Consider the following 17864-nt stretch of genomic DNA (forward strand, 5'->3'; position numbering starts at 1 on the left):
CGGGGTGCGCGTGCCGCCAGGACGGATGATCCCGCGCGCCCCCTTCCCCATTGCGGAGCGCAAGCATGACCGACCCGACCCACACCCCGCCCTTGAAGTCCACCGTGATCCTAGCGCAGGTGTTCATCTCCTGCATCATGGCCTTCCTGATGACCTGCATCTTCACCGCCATCCCCACGGCCCTCGCGCCGGGCTGGGTCGCCATCTGGCTGAGCCGGTTCGCGGTGGCCTGGCCGATCGCCTTCGTGCTGTCGATGGCGGTGGGGCCGCTGTCCTTCTGGCTGGCGCGCCAGACGCAGCACCTGGTGGCGACCGCGCGAGGCTGATCCCGGGCCGGGCGCCGCCGAGCTCCGGTGGCGCCCGATCCGCAGCACGACACCAGCCCAAAGAAAAAGGGCGGACCCGAAGGCCCGCCCTTTCCGATCAGATCGATCCGAAGATCACTCGGCGCTGGCAGCGTTTGCCACGTCGACGGTGACGCCCGGGCCCATGGTGGAGCTGAGCGAGATCTTCTTCATGTAGGTGCCCTTGGCGCCGGTCGGCTTGGCCTTGGCAACCGCGCTCACGAAGGCGCGGATGTTCTCGACCAGCTGAGCTTCGTCGAACGAAGCCTTGCCAACACCGGCATGGACCACACCGCCCTTTTCAGCGCGGAACTGGACCTGGCCGCCCTTGGCGTCCTTGACGGCCTGGGCGACATCCATGGTCACGGTGCCGACCTTCGGGTTCGGCATCAGGTTGCGCGGGCCGAGGATCTTACCGAGACGGCCGACGATCGGCATCATGTCCGGGGTCGCGATGCAGCGATCGAACTCGATGGTGCCGCCCTGGATGGTCTCCATCAGGTCTTCGGCGCCCACGATGTCGGCGCCGGCGGCCTGGGCTTCTTCAGCCTTCGGGCCACGTGCGAACACGGCGACGCGCATGGTCTTGCCGGTGCCGTTCGGCAGGCCGATCACGCCACGGACCATCTGGTCTGCGTGACGGGTGTCGACGCCGAGGTTCATCGCGATCTCGACGGTCTCGTCGAACTTCGCGCTGGCGCTGGACTTGATCAGGGCGACGGCCTCTTCGACGGTCACGTCTTCCTTGCCTGCAAAGGCTTCACGGGCGGTACGGGTGCGTTTTCCGAGCTTTGCCATCTTACTTCACCTCGATGCCCATGGACTTGGCGGAGCCAAGGATGATCTGCATTGCCGCTTCGACGTCGTTCGCGCTGAGGTCCTTCATCTTGGCCTCGGCGATCTCGCGCACCTGCTTGGTGGTCACGGTCGCAACGGTCTCGCGGCCCGGGTTCTCGGCACCACGCGGACGGTTCCGCTTGCCGACCGGCTTCAGGCCAGCCGCCTTCTTCAGGTAGTAAGACGCGGGCGGCGTCTTGATGTCCATGGTGAAGGACTTGTCCTGATAGTAGGTGATCACGGTCGGGCACGGCGCGCCGGGCTCCATTTCCTGCGTCTTGGCGTTGAACGCCTTGCAGAATTCCATGATGTTGATGCCACGCTGACCGAGGGCGGGGCCCACGGGCGGCGACGGGTTGGCTTTACCTGCAGGGATCTGCAGCTTCATGACGCCGGCAAGCTTCTTGGCCATTGTCGTTCTCCTTTACAACACCCGTCAGACGCGTCCTCGGGGCTACTGCGTTGCGTGGTCTGGTCCGGTCATCGCGATGACCTCGCCTCCCACGGTGAAGCGGCATCTCTGCCGCGGGCGGCGGGCAAGCCCGCCACCGATCCTCAGCCCTGCTTCGAGACCTGAGTGAATTCCAGCTCGACCGGGGTCTCCCGTCCGAAGATCGACACCGACACGCGCAGGCGCTGGTTGTCGTCGTCGACCCCCTCGACCATACCGTCGAAGCCCTCGAACGGGCCGTCGTTGACCTTGACCTTCTCACCCACCTCGAAGTGGATGAGGGTGCGCGGTGCCTCGTCGCTTTCCTGCACGCGGCCAAGGATCGCCTCGACCTCTGCATCGCGCATCGGCATCGGACGGCCCTGTGGGCCAAGGAAGCCGGTGACGCGGTTGATCGAGTTCACCAGGTGGTATCCCTGGTCCGACATCTCCATGTGCACCAGCACGTAGCCGGGCATGAAGCGCCGCTCGGTGGTCACCTTCTTGCCGCGACGCACCTCGATGACTTCCTCGGTCGGAACCAGGACCTCGTCGATCTGGTCCTCGAGCCCCTGCTCTTCGACAGACTGACGGATCTGCTCCGCGATCTTCTTCTCGAAGTTCGACAGAACACTGACCGAATACCACCGCTTCGCCATAGGGCCCCTCTTCCAACCTTGCGCCGGTCATCTCTGCCGGCAGTCTTTCGCGTCTACGCGACCGTCTTTCTCGCGAGGCGTTTGCGCCTCGGAACGGCCTCGCCCCAAACAAAAACCGGCGTGCAACTCGAATCGCTGCACGCCCGCCTGAGGAAAGTGTCCCGTCCCCTACCTCCCTGCCCGGCCGATTTCAAGGCCCGGCTGGCGGTTTCGCCCCGGCCTCAGCCGAAGAACGACAGAAGGCCCTGCAGCCCGCTGCGGATCAGGATGTCGACCAGAGCAAAGAAGCTCGCGGTCAGCGCCGCCATGATGAAGACGGTGACGGTGGTGAGCAGCACCTCGCGGCGGGTCGGCCAGACGATCTTGGCGACCTCGGCCCGGGTCTGCTGAATGAACTGAATGGGGTTGGCCATCGCGGCGTGCTTTCCGTTTCCTTGCGGTTTCGGGGCATATACGAGTCTCACGCCCCGCTGGCAAGGGTTGCGGGCACGACCGGCGCCCGTCCGTGGCGCCCGCCGAAGATCACGGCTCGGCGCGCTTCCCTCACGAAAAGCTGAAGGATAGGGCGTTTTTCGAACGCAACTTTTCAACTCGCCGCGCGTTTGCGCGCCCGTTGCAGAAAATCTCGCTCCGACAGGGGTTTGAAGAGATTTTTTTCGCAAATCCCGGATCGGAACCAATCCGGATCGGCGGCGGTTGTTGGATCACAATCGCAGGGCACCACGCTCTGCAGGACGAAACGCAGGGCACCACGCACTGCCACACGCAAGATTATACGTTGAAGACGAAAGGATCATATCATGAAACGCCTTCTTACCGCCACCGCCCTCGCCGCAACCATGGCCACCTCGGCTTTTGCAGCTTCGGACGCTGAAGAAGCGGCCATCACCATGTACTACCCGGACGCCAACTTCTCGGTGCTCTCGGATGACCAGGTCACCGAAATGTTCGCCGTCGCGAACAGCGGCAAGTCAGACACCGAGAAGCGCACCGAGATTGAGGCCATCGCCGCGATGGACAACCCGAGCCCGGCCTCCGCTGACGTATCGGACATGGACCTGACCGCCTACGTGCCGGAATGGCGCCTGAACGAGATGACCGACGCCGAGAAGCGTGAAGTGGTCGCTCTGGTGAACAAGGACGAGAACCCGGACAACGTGCGCATCCAGCTCCTGAAGGACATGGAAAGCGCTGCGCCGAACCTGACCACCGGTGAAATGCAGGCCGTGAAGGACATCGTTCCGAGCGCCGACCTGACCGTACTCACCACTGAGCAGGTGAACAAGATCCGAGCCGCCATCTACGGCTCCGACGAAGACACCGAGAAGCGCTCGGTGATCGAAGACGCCCTGTCGTGATCCGACAGCAGCCGATGAATAGGGGCCGCGCAGTTTGCGCGGCCCTTTTTTCATGCGCGAGGGCTTTCATGCGTGACGGCGTCCGCTCGCCGCGCGGCCCGCCAAGCGATCGGCGCGAGGCGCATCACCGCCCGACAGGCACATGCCTGAAGCAATCGATCCATCATCATTTGTGGAGAGTGGCAGGGGCAGCAGGGTTCGAACCCGCGACCTACGGTTTTGGAGACCGTCGCTCTACCAGCTGAGCTATACCCCTAAGGCCGGGCTCCCGTTTACGAGAGGCTCCACGGCTTTGCAAGCGGGAAAAACGCTTCAGATCCACCGCAATCTGCGCAGCACCGCCAGTTGCAGCGCAGCCACGATCACCAGCGCGCCAACGAAGATCCAGAAGGCCAGCGGCTCGCCGGTTCCGGGCAGTCCGGCGACGTTGATTCCGAACAAACCGGTGAGGAATCCCAGCGGCAGGAACACCGCCGAGAGAATCGACAACAGATACATGTTGCGGTTCAGCCGCTCCGAGGCCTGGCCGTTAAGTTCGTCGCGCACCAGCGCCATGCGCTCGCGCATCGCGTCGGCGTCTTCCACCACCCGCTCCAGCGCATCGAGCTCTTCCGCGAGGTGGCGCTGGTCGTCGCTTTCGAGCCAATCGGGCTGACCGTATTGCAAGCTGCGCAGAGCGTCGCGTTGCGGCTGCAGGTAGCGTCGCAGGATGATCGCCTGCCGACGCAGGTCGACGAGCTGCGCCCGGATTTCCGGGCCGGCCTCGTCGAGCACGGCCTCCTCGAGATCGTCGGCCAGATCGTCGATGCCGTTCCAGTGGCGCTCGATACGCTGCGTGAGTCGCTCGATCAGGGTCACCAGGAACTCGGCGCAGTCGCAGGGGCCACGGCCATGCGCGAGCTCCGAAGCGATCTCCTCGACAGCCCGCACCTTGCGCCGGGCGAGGCTGACGATCCGGTAGGGATCGATCCAGAGACGCACCGAGACCATGTCCTCGGGATCTTCGCCCTCGATCGTGTTGATACCGCGCAGGATGACGATGAGCCCGTCGCCGACGCGTGTCACGCGCGGGCGGGTCTCTTCCGCGACCAGCGCGTCGATGATCGTCGGATCGAGATAGGAGAGATTCTCGACGATCCAGGCCGGGGTGTCGGGATGCTGCGCCCGCAGGTGCACCCAGCCGAGCTCGTCGCTGCGCAAGACCTCCGGCATCTCGGCCGCCGAAAGTTCGCGGCCATGGCGGTCGCCCGCCAGGACAAAGGCCGAATGGATGACATCATCGGTGCGTGGGACAAGCTCGTTCATGGCTGAAAATTAGCGTCTCCCCCCTTGCAGGCAAGCATTCTGGCACTCCAAACCGGGCCTTTCCATTATGTGCATTTTCTCACAACACCTATCGCATCGGTCGGCGCCGGATCATTTCCGTTCACGGTTCACGCAGCTCTCGTCGAGGACGTGAGTGAGCGGGCCTCGGATTTGTCATGAAACGTTGATCTTTCAGAGCCTTCCACCCTGCATTGGGCGGCCGGAAGTCACTTTCAAGCCCACGATTTCGCGAGCGTGCGTGAGCCATCGCGTGATTTGAAACTGCCGGGGTTTCATCCGATATCCAACTCATCCGAAGCACGGACAACACGACAAACCGCACAACATGTGCACTAGAGAACCAAAGGAAACTCAAATGAAACGCTTCATCACTCTCACCGCCGCAGCCATCACCACCGTCGCAGCCCTGACCGGCGCCGCATCGGCTCAAGCCTACAACACCGGCGACAATGCCCGCGCCGCTCTCGAGCGCCTCGCACCCAACGCCAACGTTGCCGCGCTGACCAACGCACAGGCCGTTGCCGCCTACCAGCTGGTGCAGGACGAAGACAGCACCGCAGACCAGAAGGCCCGCGCAAAGGCCGTCATCAACTCGTACCAGTGAGTTGTGACCACCGGGAGGGAGCCCGCACATCGCGCCCCCTCCCGGACAGGGCCTGAGCCCTGACATGCAAAAGGGGCGCCCCTTTAATGTGTCCGGAGGGCCGCCGACGCGCCTCCACCGGCGCGGCAAGCTCGCACGATCCCCCAGCCCTGCCCGACGCGCAGTCCTCAGCACCAAGCGCAGGCATTCCGCGACACGCGCGCAACGCCTCTCCGAAGGCGGCGGTGCAGTCCTCCCTCCAGAGCCCCAGGCATGAAAAAAGGGCGCCCCGCAGGGCGCCCTTTCATTCAAGTCGGTGTGGTCGCGCCGACGGGCGCGACCGGTCCTGACATCACTCGACGATCTTGGAGACGACGCCGGAGCCGACAGTGCGGCCGCCTTCGCGGATGGCGAAGCGGAGGCCGTCTTCCATGGCGATCGGGGCGATCAGCTCGACCACGAACTTCAGGTTGTCGCCGGGCATGACCATCTCGGTACCCTCGGGGAGGGTCACGGTGCCGGTCACGTCGGTGGTCCGGAAGTAGAACTGCGGACGGTAGTTCGCGAAGAACGGCGTGTGACGGCCACCTTCTTCCTTGGTCAGGATGTAGACCTCGGCTTCGAACTTGGTGTGCGGGGTCACGGAGCCCGGCTTGCAGAGAACCTGGCCACGCTCGACGCCCTCACGGTCCACACCGCGCAGCAGTGCGCCGATGTTGTCGCCGGCTTCGCCGCGATCGAGCAGCTTGCGGAACATCTCGACACCGGTGCAGGTGGTTTTCTTGGTGTCGCGGATGCCGACGATCTCGATCTCGTCGCCAACGTTGATCACGCCACGCTCGACACGGCCGGTCACAACGGTGCCGCGACCCGAGATCGAGAACACGTCTTCGATCGGCATCAGGAACGGCTGGTCGACAGCGCGCTCCGGCTGCGGGATGTACTCGTCCACGGCAGCCATCAGTTCCTTGATCTTGTTCTCGCCGATTTCCGGATCACGGCCTTCCATCGCCGCAAGCGCCGAGCCCGCGATGATCGGAATGTCGTCGCCCGGGAAGTCGTACTCGGAGAGCAGCTCGCGGACTTCCATCTCGACGAGCTCGAGGAGCTCCTCGTCGTCCACCTGGTCGACCTTGTTCAGGAACACGACCATGGCGGGGATGCCCACCTGGCGGCCCAGCAGGATGTGCTCGCGGGTCTGCGGCATCGGGCCGTCAGCTGCGTTCACAACCAGGATCGCGCCGTCCATCTGCGCAGCACCGGTGATCATGTTCTTCACGTAGTCGGCGTGGCCGGGGCAGTCGACGTGGGCGTAGTGACGCGCCTCGGTCTCGTACTCCACGTGCGCGGTCGAGATCGTGATGCCGCGGGCTTTCTCTTCCGGTGCGCCGTCGATCTGGTCGTACGCCTTGAAGTCACCGAAATACTTGGTGATCGCCGCCGTCAGCGTCGTCTTGCCGTGGTCGACGTGACCGATCGTGCCGATGTTGCAGTGCGGTTTGCCGCGCTCAAACTTTTCCTTTGCCATCTTTCTAAGACGCCTCGCCTTTTCCAGGGGCCCCAAACGACCCGGTTTCGCATCGCGGGCCGTTTATTGGCTTGCAGAGGGAAAATCAAGCCGTTCATGCATGGCGCAGCCCAGGCTGACCCCGCCGCGCCCCGTGCGACACGGCTGCGCGGGCCGGACGCTCAAGCCCTTGTGATCGAGAGCGGATCGAGCAGGGGCGGACAAAGCCTGCCGCGCGGCGCCTTGCCACGGCGCGGTGCGGGCTCAGGACGCGGCCCCGGCCCCGGTTTCCTGCGGCGAATCCGCCGCCTCGGCACCGGCCTCCGCGACGGGCTTGGCCGCGCGCAGGTTGGCCTCGGGGCCGCCGAACCAGCCCTCCTCTTCCTGCATGCGCCGCATCCATTTCTCGATCTGCAGCGCCGCGTTGGCCGAGAGGTTGCGCATCTGCTGCGCCTTGGTCTGGGTCACGCCGGAGCCCACCACCGTCTCGGCAGTGAAGCTTTCGAGCACGGTGAACTGCTCGGGCTCGGCGTTGAGCTTGCTCTGGGTGGCATCGTCCCACGCGGTCACCCGCAGGATCAGCGCCGATTTCGGGCTGAACACCAGCGGCACGCCGGGCTGCGCCAGCACGAAGCCCTCGACGCTGATGCCCAGGTGGTAGAACTTCTCGCCCTCGTAGCGGCGAAAGCGCTCTTCGATGGCGGCGTCGACCGACGCGATCCACTCCTCATCGGTGGCATTGCGCGACACCGGCCCCTCGACGAGGTTCGGCGCCACCACGGCGGCATGGCCCAGCTTGAAATCCCCGATCGGCTCCACAGGCTCGTCGAGCTGGGACTGTCCGTTGGCGCAGGCCGCGAGGCCAAGCACCAGGCCGAGGGCGGGGATCAGGCGAAACATGAAGGGGCTCCGGTCGTCGCGTCAGGTCGGACCGGCTTAGCGCAGCGGGGCTGCACGCGCAATCGCGGCGCCCCGATGCAGCGCGATCACGGCCGCGTCATCGTGGCCACGGCGCGGCTTGCCATCCCGCGCGGCTTTGCGGACACTCTGGCGCGACTTCAGCAACGATCCGGCCCCACATTGCCCCTCTCCAGACGACTGACCGCGCTCCTTTTCCTGAGCTTCACCCTCTTCGTGGCCGCCTGTTCGACGCCGCGCCCCGAGGATCTGCCGCGCCCCACGGAGGCCCAGATCGCGGCGCTGGCCGACGAGATCCACGCGCTCGACCCCGGCATCGATGCCGGCGAGGCGGCGCGGGCGGCGGCGATCGCCTATGAATACCCGCTGCGGCTCGCCGTTGAGTATCAGGTCGAGGATCCGCCGATCATTCACAACATGAAGGTCAACCAGGGGCTCAAGCCGCGGGGCCTGTGCTACCAGTGGGCCGACGATCTGCAGGCACGACTGGCGCAGGAGGGGTTCCAGACCCTCGAGCTGCAGCGTGCCATTGCCAACTCGCAGAGCGCCATCCGCATTGAGCACAGCACCGTCATCGTCACCGCGCCGGGCGACAGCATGTACGAGGGCATCGTGCTCGATCCGTGGCGCAATGGCGGCCAGCTCTACTGGGGCGCCGTCACCGAGGACGACGCCTACCCGTGGCTGCCGCGACAGGAAGTCTTTGCCCGCAAGCGGGCGCTGCTGGCGGCGCGCTGACCGCGCCGCCGCATGGGCTCAGCGCAGAACGTGCACCGCGCATTTGGCGTGACGCACCACCTGCGTGGCGGTCGAGCCCATGAGCATGTCACCCATGCCCGGACGATGCGAGGCGATGACGATCAGGTCGGAGCCGTTCTCCTCGGCATAATCGAGGATGGTGCGGCCGGAATGGCCCTCGACCACGATCCCCGAGGCATGGCCCACCCGCGCCGCCATGGCGTCGAGTTCGTTCTGCACCGCCGCCCGCGATTGCGCGAGGTAGTCGGGGGGCATGTAGCTGATCGCGTAGCCCGGGATATGCTCCATGACGTGAAGCAGGGTGATGGTGCTGCCCTCGCCGGCCAGCTGACGGGCGACGGCCACCGCCGCCTCGGCCTTGGCGTCGCTGTCGAATGCGATCGGGACCAGGATATTGTTGTACATGCGCGGCCTCCTTCAAAGAATCTGCACGCAGATTGCGCTATCCGAAGGGGCTATGCCTTGATCCATATCACCCTCCCCCTGCCCGCTTCCGATCACAATTCGGTCGCAATCTGATCCTAGCCTCCTCCTGCAGGCCGCAGAACGCGCCACATCGACAGAGCCGCGGCGCCAGATCTTCCGAACCGCCAGATCCGCCGCCCGGCCGTGACAGATGCCCCGCAGCACGGCCGCCTCATCCCGCCGTGCCGACCGTTCCCGGACCGATCCCGAAAGACGATCCCGGACGATGATCCCGAATGACACGGAGCGAGGAGAGCCCGAGATGCGCTACCTGATTGGCGAAACGAACTGGAAGATGGTTAGCCTGTCCAAGGCGGTGGCCGAAAGCGGGCTGCTTCTGACGCGCTGCGAGGCCGGCGAGGAGCTCGCCGATTTCCACTCGATGGGGCAGCACGACCTGCTGGTGCTCGACGCGGCGCTGCTCGGGCGCGATGTCAGCCTCGCGGACCTGCGCGCCCTGCGGCCCGACATCCCGATCTGTCTCGTCGCCGCAAGCCCCGCCCCCGAACGCATCGCCTCCTGGCTGATGGCCGGCGCAGACGTCGTCATGGAAGACAGCACCCCCCTGCCCGAGATGCTCGCCCGGCTCGCCGCCGTGGCGCGGCGCGCCCACGGCATCGCCCATCCGCTGGTCGAGCGCGGGCCGCTTCTGCTCGACCTCGAGCGCCGGCGGGCGCATCTCGGCGATGTCACCCTGTCGCTCTCGCCCAAGCTCTACGAGATCCTCGAGTTCCTCGCCCTGCGCCCCGGCCGGCTCGCGGCCCGCGAGGCGCTGCTCGGCCATGTCTACGGCTTCGAGAACGAGCCGGCGCCGCGGGTCTTCGACGTCTACATGTGCAACCTGCGCTCGCATCTCGGCAGCGTGGGCGCCGCGCTCAAGATCGAGACGGTGCGCGGCTCGGGCTATCGGCTCGAGGTCAGCGAGCGCCGCAAGGAGGCGCGCCCGCTCGCGGCCTGACCCCCGCCGGGCATGAAAACTGCGGCTGACGCCTCGGCGTCAGCCGTAGCTCGCCGCCACGTCATACAGCACCGGCTCGAAACTGCGGCACAGCGCATGGAAGCGCCGGTTGTGCGCGCGCATCTCCTCGCTGCGCAGCATGGCCTGAAAATCCTCGCGCTTCTCCCATTGCGAGTAGTTGGCGATGCGGGTCTGGGCATCATTTACATGCAGCCCCGCGGCGATGAAGCCCGGCTGTTTCGAGATGAAGCCCGCATAGGCATCCTGCAGCGCGTCGAGCAGATCCTGGCAGGTGCCGGGCGAGGTCTCGAATGTGGTGATGACGGTCTGGCAGGGGCTCGGGCTGGTGATGTTTGGCCCAGTATGATTTGGCATGGGTCTCCTCCGTTCCTGCCCCAGTCTTGCACGGAACCGGGCCTGTCGCCAAAGCTTTCCAGAACAAACGGAATTCCCGCCCGGGGCTCGCCCGTCGCGGGCGGCGCCCGACCGATGCGCAACAGCCGCGCGAAACCCGCGCCTTGCGCGCAAGAAATCGCGCGCAATCCGCCACCTGCCCTGCTAGGTTACCGGCAAACAACACAGAGGCGGGCATGAGCAGACAGTCCCAGACCATCGACGAGACGCTGCGCGAGGAGATCATCTCGCGCCCCGACATGATCCTTGACGACCGAGACCTGATGCAGGCGCTGATCGCCGCCAACGAGCGCGCGATGGGCGGCAATATCGTCGACCTGCGCGGCATCGCCATGGACCGGCTCGAGGCCCGGCTCGACCGGCTCGAGGACACCCATCGCAGCGTCATCGCCGCGGCCTATGAGAACCTCGCTGGCACCAACCAGATCCACCGCGCCATCCTGCGCATGCTCGACCCGCTGGAATTCGAGCCCTTCCTGCGCGACCTCGGCGGCGAGGTGGCCGACATCCTGCGCGTCGACAGCGTCAAGCTGGTGCTCGAGTCGGTGCAGAACGACAACGATCCGGCGATCCGGCGGCTGGGCGACGTGCTCTCGGTGGCCGAGCCCGGCTTCATCGATGCCTTCCTTGCCGATGGCCGCAACCACGCGCCGAAGCGGCAGGTCACCCTGCGCCAGATGAACGAGGGCGATCCGGCGATCTACGGCGAGAGCGCCTCGTGGATGCGCTCGGAAGCCTGCCTGCGGCTCGATTTCGGCGCCGGCCGGCTGCCCGGCCTGCTGGTCATGGGCTCCGAGGATCCGCATCTCTTCACCCCGCAACAGGGCACCGACCTGCTGGCTTTCTTCGCCGGGGTGTTCGAACGCGCCATGCGGCGCTGGCTGGCGTGACGCTCGAGATCTCTCCGGCAGCGCGCGACGCGCTGGAGGGCTGGCTCACGGCGGCGCGCGCGCTGAAGGGCAATTCCGAGAACACCGTCACCGCCTATCGCACCGATGTGCTCGAGTTCATCGTCTTCCTGACGTCGCATCACGCCGAGCCGCAGGGGCTGGCGCCGTTGGCCCGCGTCACCACCCCCGACATGCGCGCCTTCCTCGCGCACCTGCGCGGCCAGGGCATCGGCTCGCGGACGATGGCGCGCAAGCTCTCGGCGGTGAAGAGCTTCTACCGCTGGCTCGCCGAGCGCGAGGGCTTCGAGCCCACCGCGGTGATGATGGCCCGTGCCCCAAAGTTCCAGAAGAAGCTCCCCCGCCCGCTGGCCGAGGATGCCGCGAAGGCGATGATCGACACCGTCGAGATGCAGGCCGCCGACAGCTGGGTCGGCGCCCGCGACGCGGCGGTGGTCACCCTGCTCTACGGCTGCGGCCTGCGGATCTCCGAGGCGCTGGGGCTCAAGGGCCGCGACCTGCCGCTGGGCGAGAGCCTGCGGATCGTCGGCAAGGGCGGCAAGGAGCGCATCGTGCCGGTACTGCCGGTGGCGCGCCGCGCGGTCGAGACCTACCTGCGGCTCTGCCCCTATGAGCTCGAGCCCGATGCGCCGGTGTTTCGCGGCAAGCGCGGCGGCGCGCTGAACCCGCGGCTGATCCAGAAGGTGACCGAGGCGGCGCGGCTTCAGCTCGGCCTGCCCGCCACCGCGACCCCGCACGCCATGCGCCACAGCTTCGCCACCCACCTGCTCGCCGCCGGCGGCGACCTGCGGGCGATCCAGGAGCTGCTGGGCCACGCCTCGCTCTCGACCACGCAGGCCTATACCTCGGTCGACGAGGTCCACCTGATGAAGGTCTACGAGGCGACCCACCCCAAGGCCGGCTGAGCCCACGCGGGCTGACGCATATCTTTTCGAAAAGATTTGCTCCTATACCCGCCGCTGCCTAGGTTTCGCGACGAACCATCCCCCGGGCCGCGCCCCGGGGCACAGCAAGGAGCAGAGCCATGAAACTGCTGAAGGCCGGCCCGTCGCCCTTTGTCCGCAAGGTGCTCGTCACCTTGCATGAAACCGGCCAATACGACGAGGTCGAACAGGTGCAGGTCACCGCCTCGCCGCTGGCCCCCGATCCCAACCTGATCGCCGCCAACCCGGTCGGCAAGATCCCGGCGCTGATCCGCGATGACGGCCCGACCCTCTATGACAGCCGCGTCATCTGCCGTTTCCTCGACCACCGCGCCCAGGCCGGGCTCTATCCCGAGACCCGGCCCTTCGACACGCTGACCCTCGAGGCCACCGCCGACGGCATCATGGATGCCGCCGTGCTGATCGTCTACGAAGAGCGCTTCCGCCCGGCCGAGAAGGTCTCGATGGAGTGGATCGAGGGGCAATGGGCCAAGGTCTCACGCGCACTCGATGCGGTCAGCACCCGCTGGATGAGCCACCTGCACGGGCGCATGGATATCGGCCACATCGGCATGGCCTGCGCGCTCAGCTATCTCGATTTCCGCCACGATGCGCGCAAGTGGCGCACCGGGCGCGATGCGCTGGCGGAATGGCATGCGGGCTTCGCCACCCGGCCCTCGATGACCGCCACGGAACCGGAGACGTGATGCCGCGCGGGCTTGCAACGGCCCGCGATGCTCCGTAAGCCACGGCAGTTTCCAAGACACGCGGGAGGATCCCAGCCATGCGGATGCGCGACACCTTCATCAAGCCCATGCACCCCGAGGGGCGCAAGTTCGTCGCGATCTTCGCCGCGATCACCCTGATCCTGTTCCTGATCTGGGAGCCGTTCGGCTGGATCGGCGTCGGGCTTACGGTCTGGTGCTACTATTTCTTCCGCGATCCCGATCGCGTCACACCGGTGCGCCCCGGCCTCGTCATCAGCCCCGCCGATGGCGTGGTCTCGCTGATCGAGCCCGCGGTGCCGCCGGCCGAGCTCGGCATGGGCCCCGAGGCGCTGACCCGGGTCTCGGTCTTCATGTCGGTGTTCAACTGCCACGTGAACCGCGCCCCCGTCGCCGGCGAACTGGTCAAGCTCGCCTACCGCCCCGGCAAGTTCCTCAATGCCTCGCTCGACAAGGCCTCCGAGGACAACGAGCGCAACGCCCTGCGCCTGCGCATGGAGGATGGCCGCGAGATCGCGGTGGTGCAGATCGCCGGCCTCGTGGCGCGTCGCATCATGTGGTGGAAGAAGGAGGGCGACTGGCTCGACCGCGGCGAGCGCTTCGGCCTGATCCGCTTCGGCTCGCGGCTCGACGTCTACCTGCCCGACGGGGTCGCGCCGCAGGTCCGCATCGGCCAGACCATGGTGGCGGGCGAGACGGTGATCGCCGACCTGACCAGCGGGGCCGGCGATGAGCACTGATCCCGAGACCGCCCCCGACGTCTCTGCCGAGGCGCCGCAGGAGGCGCCGCGCGAGCCCGGCGCCGAGAAGCTGACGATCATCCAGCTGCTGCCCAACATGCTGACCGTGGTGGCGATCTGCGCCGGCCTGACGGCGATCAAGCTCGGCCTTCAGGGCTCCTATACCTTCGCGGTGCAGCTGATCCTGCTGGCCGCCGTGCTCGACGGCATGGACGGCCGCCTCGCCCGCGCGCTGAAATCCGAGAGCGGCATGGGCGCCGAGCTCGACAGCCTCGCGGATTTCCTCAATTTCGGCGTCGCGCCGGGCCTGCTTCTCTACACCTGGGCGCTGGAAGACAGCCGCGGCTTCGGCTGGCTCGCGGTGCTGGTCTTCGCGGTCTGCGCCGTGGTGCGGCTCGCGCGCTTCAACGTGCAGCGCAAGTCCGAGGACAAGAGCCACGACAACGCCTATTTCACAGGCGTCCCCTCCCCTGCCGGGGCGCTGCTGGTGATGCTGCCGATGTTCCTTAGCTTCGCGCTCGGCTCGGGCCCGTTCCTGCCGGATTTCGTGCTTGCGCTGTGGATGGTGGCGATGGGCCTGCTGATGATCAGCCGCATCCCGACATGGTCTTTCAAGACCACCCGCATCCCGCGCAAGAACGCCAAGTTCTTCCTCGTGGCCGTGGCCTTCGCACTGGCCGCCGCGGTGAGCTATGCGTGGATCACGCTGGTGCTATTCTGCATCGGCTACATCGCCACCGTGATCGTCATGCTGCCGCGCAAGCCGCGCTTCGGCGCGGGCGACTGACAGGAAGGACAGGACATGACCGATCAGGAAGAAGAATGGGTCTATGACGAGGCCAGCGGCGAATGGCGCCCGGCCTCCGAGGTCGCCGCGGAGAGCGCGGTCGAGATCCGCGATGCCGCCGGCAACCTGCTGGCAGACGGCGATTCCGTGGTTCTGGTGAAGGACCTGAAGGTGAAGGGCGCGGGCCAGACGCTGAAGCAGGGCACGGTGATCCGCAGCATCCGCCTGACCGACAATCCCGACGAGATCGACTGCCGCCACGACACCATCAAGGGCCTCGTGCTGCGCACCGAGTTCGTCCGCAAGCGCTGAGCCGCGGCGCCATCTTTCCCAAAAGCGTCAGCCCGAGACGCTCAGTAACGAAAAAAGCGCCCCGAGGGGCGCTTTTGCGTTTCCGGCAGAGGCCGGGATCAGAAATTCAGCGACAGGCCGACATTGATCGCGTTGGTCTTGATGTCGGTCTCGAGCGAGCCGCCGCCATCGAGATCGGCCTCGTTGGTCGAATAGGTGAACTGGTATTCACCAAACACCGACACCCGGTCGTTGATCGGGTAGCTGACGCCCGCCAGCAGGCGCACCGCGGGGCCGGTCAGCTGGTAGCCATAGGTCTTGTCGCCACCGGTGGTCTCGACATCCACATGCGGGAAGGCGATGCCGAGGCCCGCGCCGGCATAGGGGGTCATGCTGCCCCACTGGTCAGGCCAGCGCTTCATCGCGTTCAGCGTCAGCAGGTTATGGCCGTCGGTGAATTCCATCCGGTCGAAGCCGATCGCCTCGCGCTCATCCTCGGGGGCGTAGACCTTGGCATGGGTGAATTCGAGCGCCACGCCAAAGGTTTCCGAGCGCCACCAGGTGCCGCGCAGACCATAGTAGGGCGGCATCTCGAAGCTCTTGCCATCCCAGCCGATGAGCGCGTCGTAATCGCCGCCGCCGGGATAGTCGCCCGAAACGCGGCTGTGCGGCGCGGTCTGCCAGCCGGTATAGATCGACAGTTCGAAATCCTGCGCAGCGGCTTGGGACGCCGCCATCGCGGCGACCGAGACGGTCGCTGTGAGAATCAGTGCTTTCATGGGATTGCTCCGGGCGCTCTGCATGGCTTCAGCGCTACATAGTTCGCGGGACGGAGCGTTTCAATTGCGACAGATGCGCACTTTGGGGGAAAGTGACTTCATGATTGCTTTACGGACACATGACAGATCGCTAAACACGCGAGCGGAATAGCCGTACCGGGACGCGGCTGTCTAGCTATTATGGCCATTCAAAAGGCCGTGAGGAATGGAGATTACCCCGTGACACAAGCAGAAGATCACGAAGGCACTCGGAGGGACTTCCTCTTTTATGCCACCGCCGGTGCAGGCGTCGTCACCGCCGGCGCAGCCGTCTGGCCTCTGGTCAACCAGATGAACCCGTCCGCCGACGTGCGGGCGCTCAGCACCATCCGCGTCGACGTCTCCGGCGTCGAGACCGGCACCCAGCTCACGGTCAAGTGGCTCGGCAAGCCGGTCTTCATCCGCCGCCGCACCGAGACCGAGATCGAGGCCGCGCGCGGCGTCGAGATGAGCGAACTGGTCGACTCGGACGCGCGCAACGCCAACGTCGCAGCTGGCGCCGATGCCAGCGATGCCAACCGCACCCTCGACGAGACCGGCGAGTGGCTGGTGATGATGGGTGTCTGCACCCACCTCGGCTGCGTCCCGCTCGGCAATGCCGGCGAATACACCGCCGGCGGCGTCGGCGGCTGGTTCTGCCCCTGCCACGGCTCGCACTACGATACGGCCGGCCGCATCCGCAAAGGCCCCGCCCCGCAGAACCTGCCGGTTCCCACGGCGGAATTCGTCGAAGAAACCACCATTCTGCTGGGATAAGGGAGGCATCTAGATGTCGGGTATTCCGCACGACCATTACGAACCGAAGACCGGCCCCGAGCGCTGGCTGCACAAGCGCCTGCCGATCGTCGGACTTCTCTACGACACCATCATGATCCCCACGCCCAAGAACCTGAACTGGATGTGGATCTGGGGCATCGTGCTCACCTTCTGCCTGGCGCTGCAGATCATCACCGGCATCGTGCTGGTCATGCACTACACGCCGCACGTGGACATGGCCTTCGCCTCGATCGAGCACATCATGCGCGACGTGAACGGCGGCTTCATGATCCGCTACCTGCACATGAACGGCGCCTCGCTGTTCTTCGTCGCGGTCTACCTGCACATCTTCCGCGGCCTCTACTACGGCTCCTACAAGAGCCCGCGCGAGGTCACCTGGATCATCGGCATGCTCATCTACCTGTGCATGATGGGCACGGCGTTCATGGGCTACGTTCTGCCCTGGGGCCAGATGTCTTTCTGGGGCGCCACGGTGATCACCGGCCTGTTCGGCGCGATCCCGTTCATCGGCGAGCCGATCCAGACCTGGCTGCTCGGCGGCCCGGCGGTCGACAACGCCACGCTGAACCGCTTCTTCTCGCTGCACTACCTGCTGCCCTTCGTCATCGCGGCGCTGGTGGCGGTGCACATCTGGGCCTTCCACTCGACCGGCAACAACAACCCCACCGGTGTTGACGTCCGTCGCGGTTCCAAGGCCGAGGCCGAGAAGGACACCGTTCCGTTCTGGCCCTACTACGTCATCAAGGATCTCTTCGCCCTGGCGGTGATCCTCGCGGTGTTCTGGGCCATCGTCGGCTTCATGCCGAACTACCTCGGCCACCCCGACAACTACATCGAGGCCAACCCGCTCTCGACGCCCGCGCACATCGTGCCGGAATGGTACTTCCTGCCGTTCTACGCCATCCTGCGCGCTTTCACCTCGGAAGTCTGGGTGGTGCAGATCGCCTCGTTCCTGACCGGCGGCATCATCGACGCCAAGTTCTTCGGCGTGCTGGCCATGTTCGGTGCCATCATCGCCATGGCGCTGGCGCCCTGGCTCGACACCTCCTCGGTGCGCTCGGGCAAGTACCGCCCGCAGTTCAAGTGGTGGTTCTGGCTGCTGGTGATCGACTTCATCGCCCTGATGTGGCTCGGTGCCATGCCCGCGGAAGAGCCGTATGCGAGCTTCTCGCTGATCGGCTCGGCCTACTGGTTCGGCTATTTCTTCGTGATCCTGCCGCTGCTCGGCGTGTTCGAGAAGCCGCTGCCGCAGCCCGCGACCATCGAGGAAGATTTCGAGGCCCATTACGGCAAGACCTCGGAAACCGGCTCCTCCGCCACGACCCCGGCCGAGTGAG

Annotated in this window: 23 protein-coding genes and 1 tRNA gene; 13 read left to right on the top strand and 11 right to left on the bottom strand. The window is 65.9% G+C overall.

Translation table 11 applies throughout. From position 1 onward, the window contains the following. The first annotated feature begins 65 nt into the window (after positions 1–65). Positions 66–326 (top strand): DUF2798 domain-containing protein, encoded by a 261-nt coding sequence (locus tag KUV62_RS01245; protein WP_222601864.1) that lies wholly within the window; start codon positions 66–68, stop codon positions 324–326. A gap of 114 nt (positions 327–440) precedes the next feature. Here KUV62_RS01245 and rplA read toward each other — a convergent pair whose 3' ends face one another. From rplA to secE, 4 genes are all read right to left on the bottom strand, one after another. Beyond that, a complete protein-coding gene (rplA, locus tag KUV62_RS01250; protein ID WP_222601865.1) occupies positions 441–1142 on the bottom strand; it encodes a 50S ribosomal protein L1 in 702 nt (233 codons plus the stop codon). A 1-nt stretch (position 1143) separates the two neighbouring features. Next, positions 1144–1593, bottom strand: a complete 450-nt coding sequence (gene rplK / locus KUV62_RS01255; protein ID WP_007792844.1) for a 50S ribosomal protein L11 — start codon at positions 1591–1593, stop codon at positions 1144–1146. A gap of 143 nt (positions 1594–1736) precedes the next feature. Continuing rightward, a complete protein-coding gene (gene nusG, locus KUV62_RS01260; RefSeq protein ID WP_222601866.1) occupies positions 1737–2270 on the bottom strand; it encodes a transcription termination/antitermination protein NusG in 534 nt (177 codons plus the stop codon). A gap of 221 nt (positions 2271–2491) precedes the next feature. Continuing rightward, the gene (gene secE / locus KUV62_RS01265) at positions 2492–2683 is read right to left on the bottom strand and encodes a preprotein translocase subunit SecE (protein ID WP_222601867.1); all 192 of its coding nucleotides are present in this window, start codon (positions 2681–2683) and stop codon (positions 2492–2494) included. Between the two features lie 387 nt (positions 2684–3070). On the opposite strand from secE, the gene KUV62_RS01270 reads away from it, so the two are divergent. Further along, positions 3071–3628, top strand: coding sequence for a hypothetical protein (locus KUV62_RS01270; RefSeq protein WP_222601868.1), 558 nt, complete (start codon positions 3071–3073; stop codon positions 3626–3628). Between the two features lie 180 nt (positions 3629–3808). On the opposite strand, the gene KUV62_RS01275 is transcribed toward KUV62_RS01270, so the two are convergent. After that, a tRNA-Trp gene (locus tag KUV62_RS01275) sits at positions 3809–3884 on the bottom strand. 56 nt (positions 3885–3940) lie between these two features. Next, a complete protein-coding gene (locus KUV62_RS01280) occupies positions 3941–4933 on the bottom strand; it encodes a zinc transporter ZntB (RefSeq protein WP_222601869.1) in 993 nt (330 codons plus the stop codon). 376 nt (positions 4934–5309) lie between these two features. Between KUV62_RS01280 and KUV62_RS01285 the strand changes: the two genes are divergently transcribed. Then, positions 5310–5558: a hypothetical protein gene (locus KUV62_RS01285; protein ID WP_222601870.1), complete on the top strand. Its 249-nt coding sequence runs from the start codon at positions 5310–5312 to the stop codon at positions 5556–5558. Positions 5559–5889: 331 nt separating this feature from the next. On the opposite strand, the gene tuf is transcribed toward KUV62_RS01285, so the two are convergent. Together tuf and KUV62_RS01295 are read right to left on the bottom strand one after the other, a co-directional pair. Beyond that, on the bottom strand, positions 5890–7065 hold the full coding sequence (gene tuf, locus KUV62_RS01290; RefSeq protein WP_222601856.1) for an elongation factor Tu: 1176 nt from the start codon (positions 7063–7065) through the stop codon (positions 5890–5892). A 243-nt stretch (positions 7066–7308) separates the two neighbouring features. Continuing rightward, positions 7309–7944, bottom strand: coding sequence for a hypothetical protein (locus KUV62_RS01295; RefSeq protein WP_222601871.1), 636 nt, complete (start codon positions 7942–7944; stop codon positions 7309–7311). A 75-nt stretch (positions 7945–8019) separates the two neighbouring features. Between KUV62_RS01295 and KUV62_RS01300 the strand changes: the two genes are divergently transcribed. Next, complete coding sequence (locus KUV62_RS01300; protein ID WP_261395151.1) at positions 8020–8700, top strand: hypothetical protein; 681 nt, start codon at positions 8020–8022, stop codon at positions 8698–8700. A gap of 18 nt (positions 8701–8718) precedes the next feature. On the opposite strand, the gene KUV62_RS01305 is transcribed toward KUV62_RS01300, so the two are convergent. Next, positions 8719–9126, bottom strand: a complete 408-nt coding sequence (locus KUV62_RS01305) for a universal stress protein (protein WP_222601872.1) — start codon at positions 9124–9126, stop codon at positions 8719–8721. Between the two features lie 322 nt (positions 9127–9448). Here KUV62_RS01305 and KUV62_RS01310 point away from each other — a divergent pair, with 322 nt between their 5' ends. Then, the gene (locus KUV62_RS01310) at positions 9449–10144 is read left to right on the top strand and encodes a winged-helix domain-containing protein (protein WP_222601873.1); all 696 of its coding nucleotides are present in this window, start codon (positions 9449–9451) and stop codon (positions 10142–10144) included. A 39-nt stretch (positions 10145–10183) separates the two neighbouring features. On the opposite strand, the gene KUV62_RS01315 is transcribed toward KUV62_RS01310, so the two are convergent. Then, positions 10184–10519, bottom strand: a complete 336-nt coding sequence (locus tag KUV62_RS01315; protein ID WP_222601874.1) for an antibiotic biosynthesis monooxygenase family protein — start codon at positions 10517–10519, stop codon at positions 10184–10186. A 215-nt stretch (positions 10520–10734) separates the two neighbouring features. Between KUV62_RS01315 and KUV62_RS01320 the strand changes: the two genes are divergently transcribed. The 6 genes from KUV62_RS01320 to KUV62_RS01345 all read left to right on the top strand — a co-directional run bounded on the left by KUV62_RS01320 (position 10735) and on the right by KUV62_RS01345 (position 14953). Beyond that, a complete protein-coding gene (locus KUV62_RS01320; RefSeq protein ID WP_222601875.1) occupies positions 10735–11448 on the top strand; it encodes a DUF484 family protein in 714 nt (237 codons plus the stop codon). Beyond that, positions 11445–12371 (top strand): tyrosine recombinase XerC, encoded by a 927-nt coding sequence (locus tag KUV62_RS01325; protein ID WP_222601876.1) that lies wholly within the window; start codon positions 11445–11447, stop codon positions 12369–12371. Before KUV62_RS01320 ends, KUV62_RS01325 begins: the two co-directional genes overlap by 4 nt. 119 nt (positions 12372–12490) lie before the next feature. Continuing rightward, the gene (locus KUV62_RS01330) at positions 12491–13096 is read left to right on the top strand and encodes a glutathione S-transferase (protein ID WP_222601877.1); all 606 of its coding nucleotides are present in this window, start codon (positions 12491–12493) and stop codon (positions 13094–13096) included. A 77-nt stretch (positions 13097–13173) separates the two neighbouring features. After that, positions 13174–13854, top strand: coding sequence for a phosphatidylserine decarboxylase (locus KUV62_RS01335; protein ID WP_222601878.1), 681 nt, complete (start codon positions 13174–13176; stop codon positions 13852–13854). Continuing rightward, on the top strand, positions 13844–14641 hold the full coding sequence (gene pssA / locus KUV62_RS01340) for a CDP-diacylglycerol--serine O-phosphatidyltransferase (protein WP_410000826.1): 798 nt from the start codon (positions 13844–13846) through the stop codon (positions 14639–14641). Before KUV62_RS01335 ends, pssA begins: the two co-directional genes overlap by 11 nt. Before the next feature lie 15 nt (positions 14642–14656). Further along, entirely contained in the window at positions 14657–14953 is a 297-nt protein-coding gene (locus tag KUV62_RS01345) for an alkylphosphonate utilization protein (RefSeq protein ID WP_222601879.1), read from the top strand. Positions 14954–15051: 98 nt separating this feature from the next. Here the strand turns inward: KUV62_RS01345 and KUV62_RS01350 are convergent, their stop codons facing one another. Beyond that, positions 15052–15711, bottom strand: a complete 660-nt coding sequence (locus KUV62_RS01350) for an outer membrane protein (RefSeq protein ID WP_222601880.1) — start codon at positions 15709–15711, stop codon at positions 15052–15054. Positions 15712–15930: 219 nt separating this feature from the next. Between KUV62_RS01350 and petA the strand changes: the two genes are divergently transcribed. Next, positions 15931–16506 carry a ubiquinol-cytochrome c reductase iron-sulfur subunit gene (petA, locus tag KUV62_RS01355; RefSeq protein WP_222601881.1) on the top strand — a complete coding sequence of 192 codons (576 nt, stop codon included), beginning with the start codon at positions 15931–15933 and terminating at the stop codon, positions 16504–16506. Between the two features lie 13 nt (positions 16507–16519). Beyond that, positions 16520–17863: a cytochrome b gene (gene petB / locus KUV62_RS01360; RefSeq protein WP_222601882.1), complete on the top strand. Its 1344-nt coding sequence runs from the start codon at positions 16520–16522 to the stop codon at positions 17861–17863. Position 17864 lies beyond the last annotated feature (1 nt).

Source organism: Salipiger bermudensis, assembly GCF_019801965.1.
GTDB lineage: Bacteria > Pseudomonadota > Alphaproteobacteria > Rhodobacterales > Rhodobacteraceae > Salipiger > Salipiger bermudensis_A.

What these genes read in the sequence shown, in the direction of transcription:
- KUV62_RS01245 (WP_222601864.1), top strand. Translation starts at nt 66, where the DNA reads ATGACCGACCCGACCCACACCCCGCCCTTGAAGTCCACCGTGATCCTA.
- rplA (WP_222601865.1), bottom strand. Translation starts at nt 1,142, where the DNA reads ATGGCAAAGCTCGGAAAACGCACCCGTACCGCCCGTGAAGCCTTTGCA.
- rplK (WP_007792844.1), bottom strand. Translation starts at nt 1,593, where the DNA reads ATGGCCAAGAAGCTTGCCGGCGTCATGAAGCTGCAGATCCCTGCAGGT.
- nusG (WP_222601866.1), bottom strand. Translation starts at nt 2,270, where the DNA reads ATGGCGAAGCGGTGGTATTCGGTCAGTGTTCTGTCGAACTTCGAGAAG.
- secE (WP_222601867.1), bottom strand. Translation starts at nt 2,683, where the DNA reads ATGGCCAACCCCATTCAGTTCATTCAGCAGACCCGGGCCGAGGTCGCC.
- KUV62_RS01270 (WP_222601868.1), top strand. Translation starts at nt 3,071, where the DNA reads ATGAAACGCCTTCTTACCGCCACCGCCCTCGCCGCAACCATGGCCACC.
- KUV62_RS01280 (WP_222601869.1), bottom strand. Translation starts at nt 4,933, where the DNA reads ATGAACGAGCTTGTCCCACGCACCGATGATGTCATCCATTCGGCCTTT.
- KUV62_RS01285 (WP_222601870.1), top strand. Translation starts at nt 5,310, where the DNA reads ATGAAACGCTTCATCACTCTCACCGCCGCAGCCATCACCACCGTCGCA.
- tuf (WP_222601856.1), bottom strand. Translation starts at nt 7,065, where the DNA reads ATGGCAAAGGAAAAGTTTGAGCGCGGCAAACCGCACTGCAACATCGGC.
- KUV62_RS01295 (WP_222601871.1), bottom strand. Translation starts at nt 7,944, where the DNA reads ATGTTTCGCCTGATCCCCGCCCTCGGCCTGGTGCTTGGCCTCGCGGCC.
- KUV62_RS01300 (WP_261395151.1), top strand. Translation starts at nt 8,020, where the DNA reads ATGCAGCGCGATCACGGCCGCGTCATCGTGGCCACGGCGCGGCTTGCC.
- KUV62_RS01305 (WP_222601872.1), bottom strand. Translation starts at nt 9,126, where the DNA reads ATGTACAACAATATCCTGGTCCCGATCGCATTCGACAGCGACGCCAAG.
- KUV62_RS01310 (WP_222601873.1), top strand. Translation starts at nt 9,449, where the DNA reads ATGCGCTACCTGATTGGCGAAACGAACTGGAAGATGGTTAGCCTGTCC.
- KUV62_RS01315 (WP_222601874.1), bottom strand. Translation starts at nt 10,519, where the DNA reads ATGCCAAATCATACTGGGCCAAACATCACCAGCCCGAGCCCCTGCCAG.
- KUV62_RS01320 (WP_222601875.1), top strand. Translation starts at nt 10,735, where the DNA reads ATGAGCAGACAGTCCCAGACCATCGACGAGACGCTGCGCGAGGAGATC.
- KUV62_RS01330 (WP_222601877.1), top strand. Translation starts at nt 12,491, where the DNA reads ATGAAACTGCTGAAGGCCGGCCCGTCGCCCTTTGTCCGCAAGGTGCTC.
- KUV62_RS01335 (WP_222601878.1), top strand. Translation starts at nt 13,174, where the DNA reads ATGCGGATGCGCGACACCTTCATCAAGCCCATGCACCCCGAGGGGCGC.
- pssA (WP_410000826.1), top strand. Translation starts at nt 13,844, where the DNA reads ATGAGCACTGATCCCGAGACCGCCCCCGACGTCTCTGCCGAGGCGCCG.
- KUV62_RS01345 (WP_222601879.1), top strand. Translation starts at nt 14,657, where the DNA reads ATGACCGATCAGGAAGAAGAATGGGTCTATGACGAGGCCAGCGGCGAA.
- KUV62_RS01350 (WP_222601880.1), bottom strand. Translation starts at nt 15,711, where the DNA reads ATGAAAGCACTGATTCTCACAGCGACCGTCTCGGTCGCCGCGATGGCG.
- petB (WP_222601882.1), top strand. Translation starts at nt 16,520, where the DNA reads ATGTCGGGTATTCCGCACGACCATTACGAACCGAAGACCGGCCCCGAG.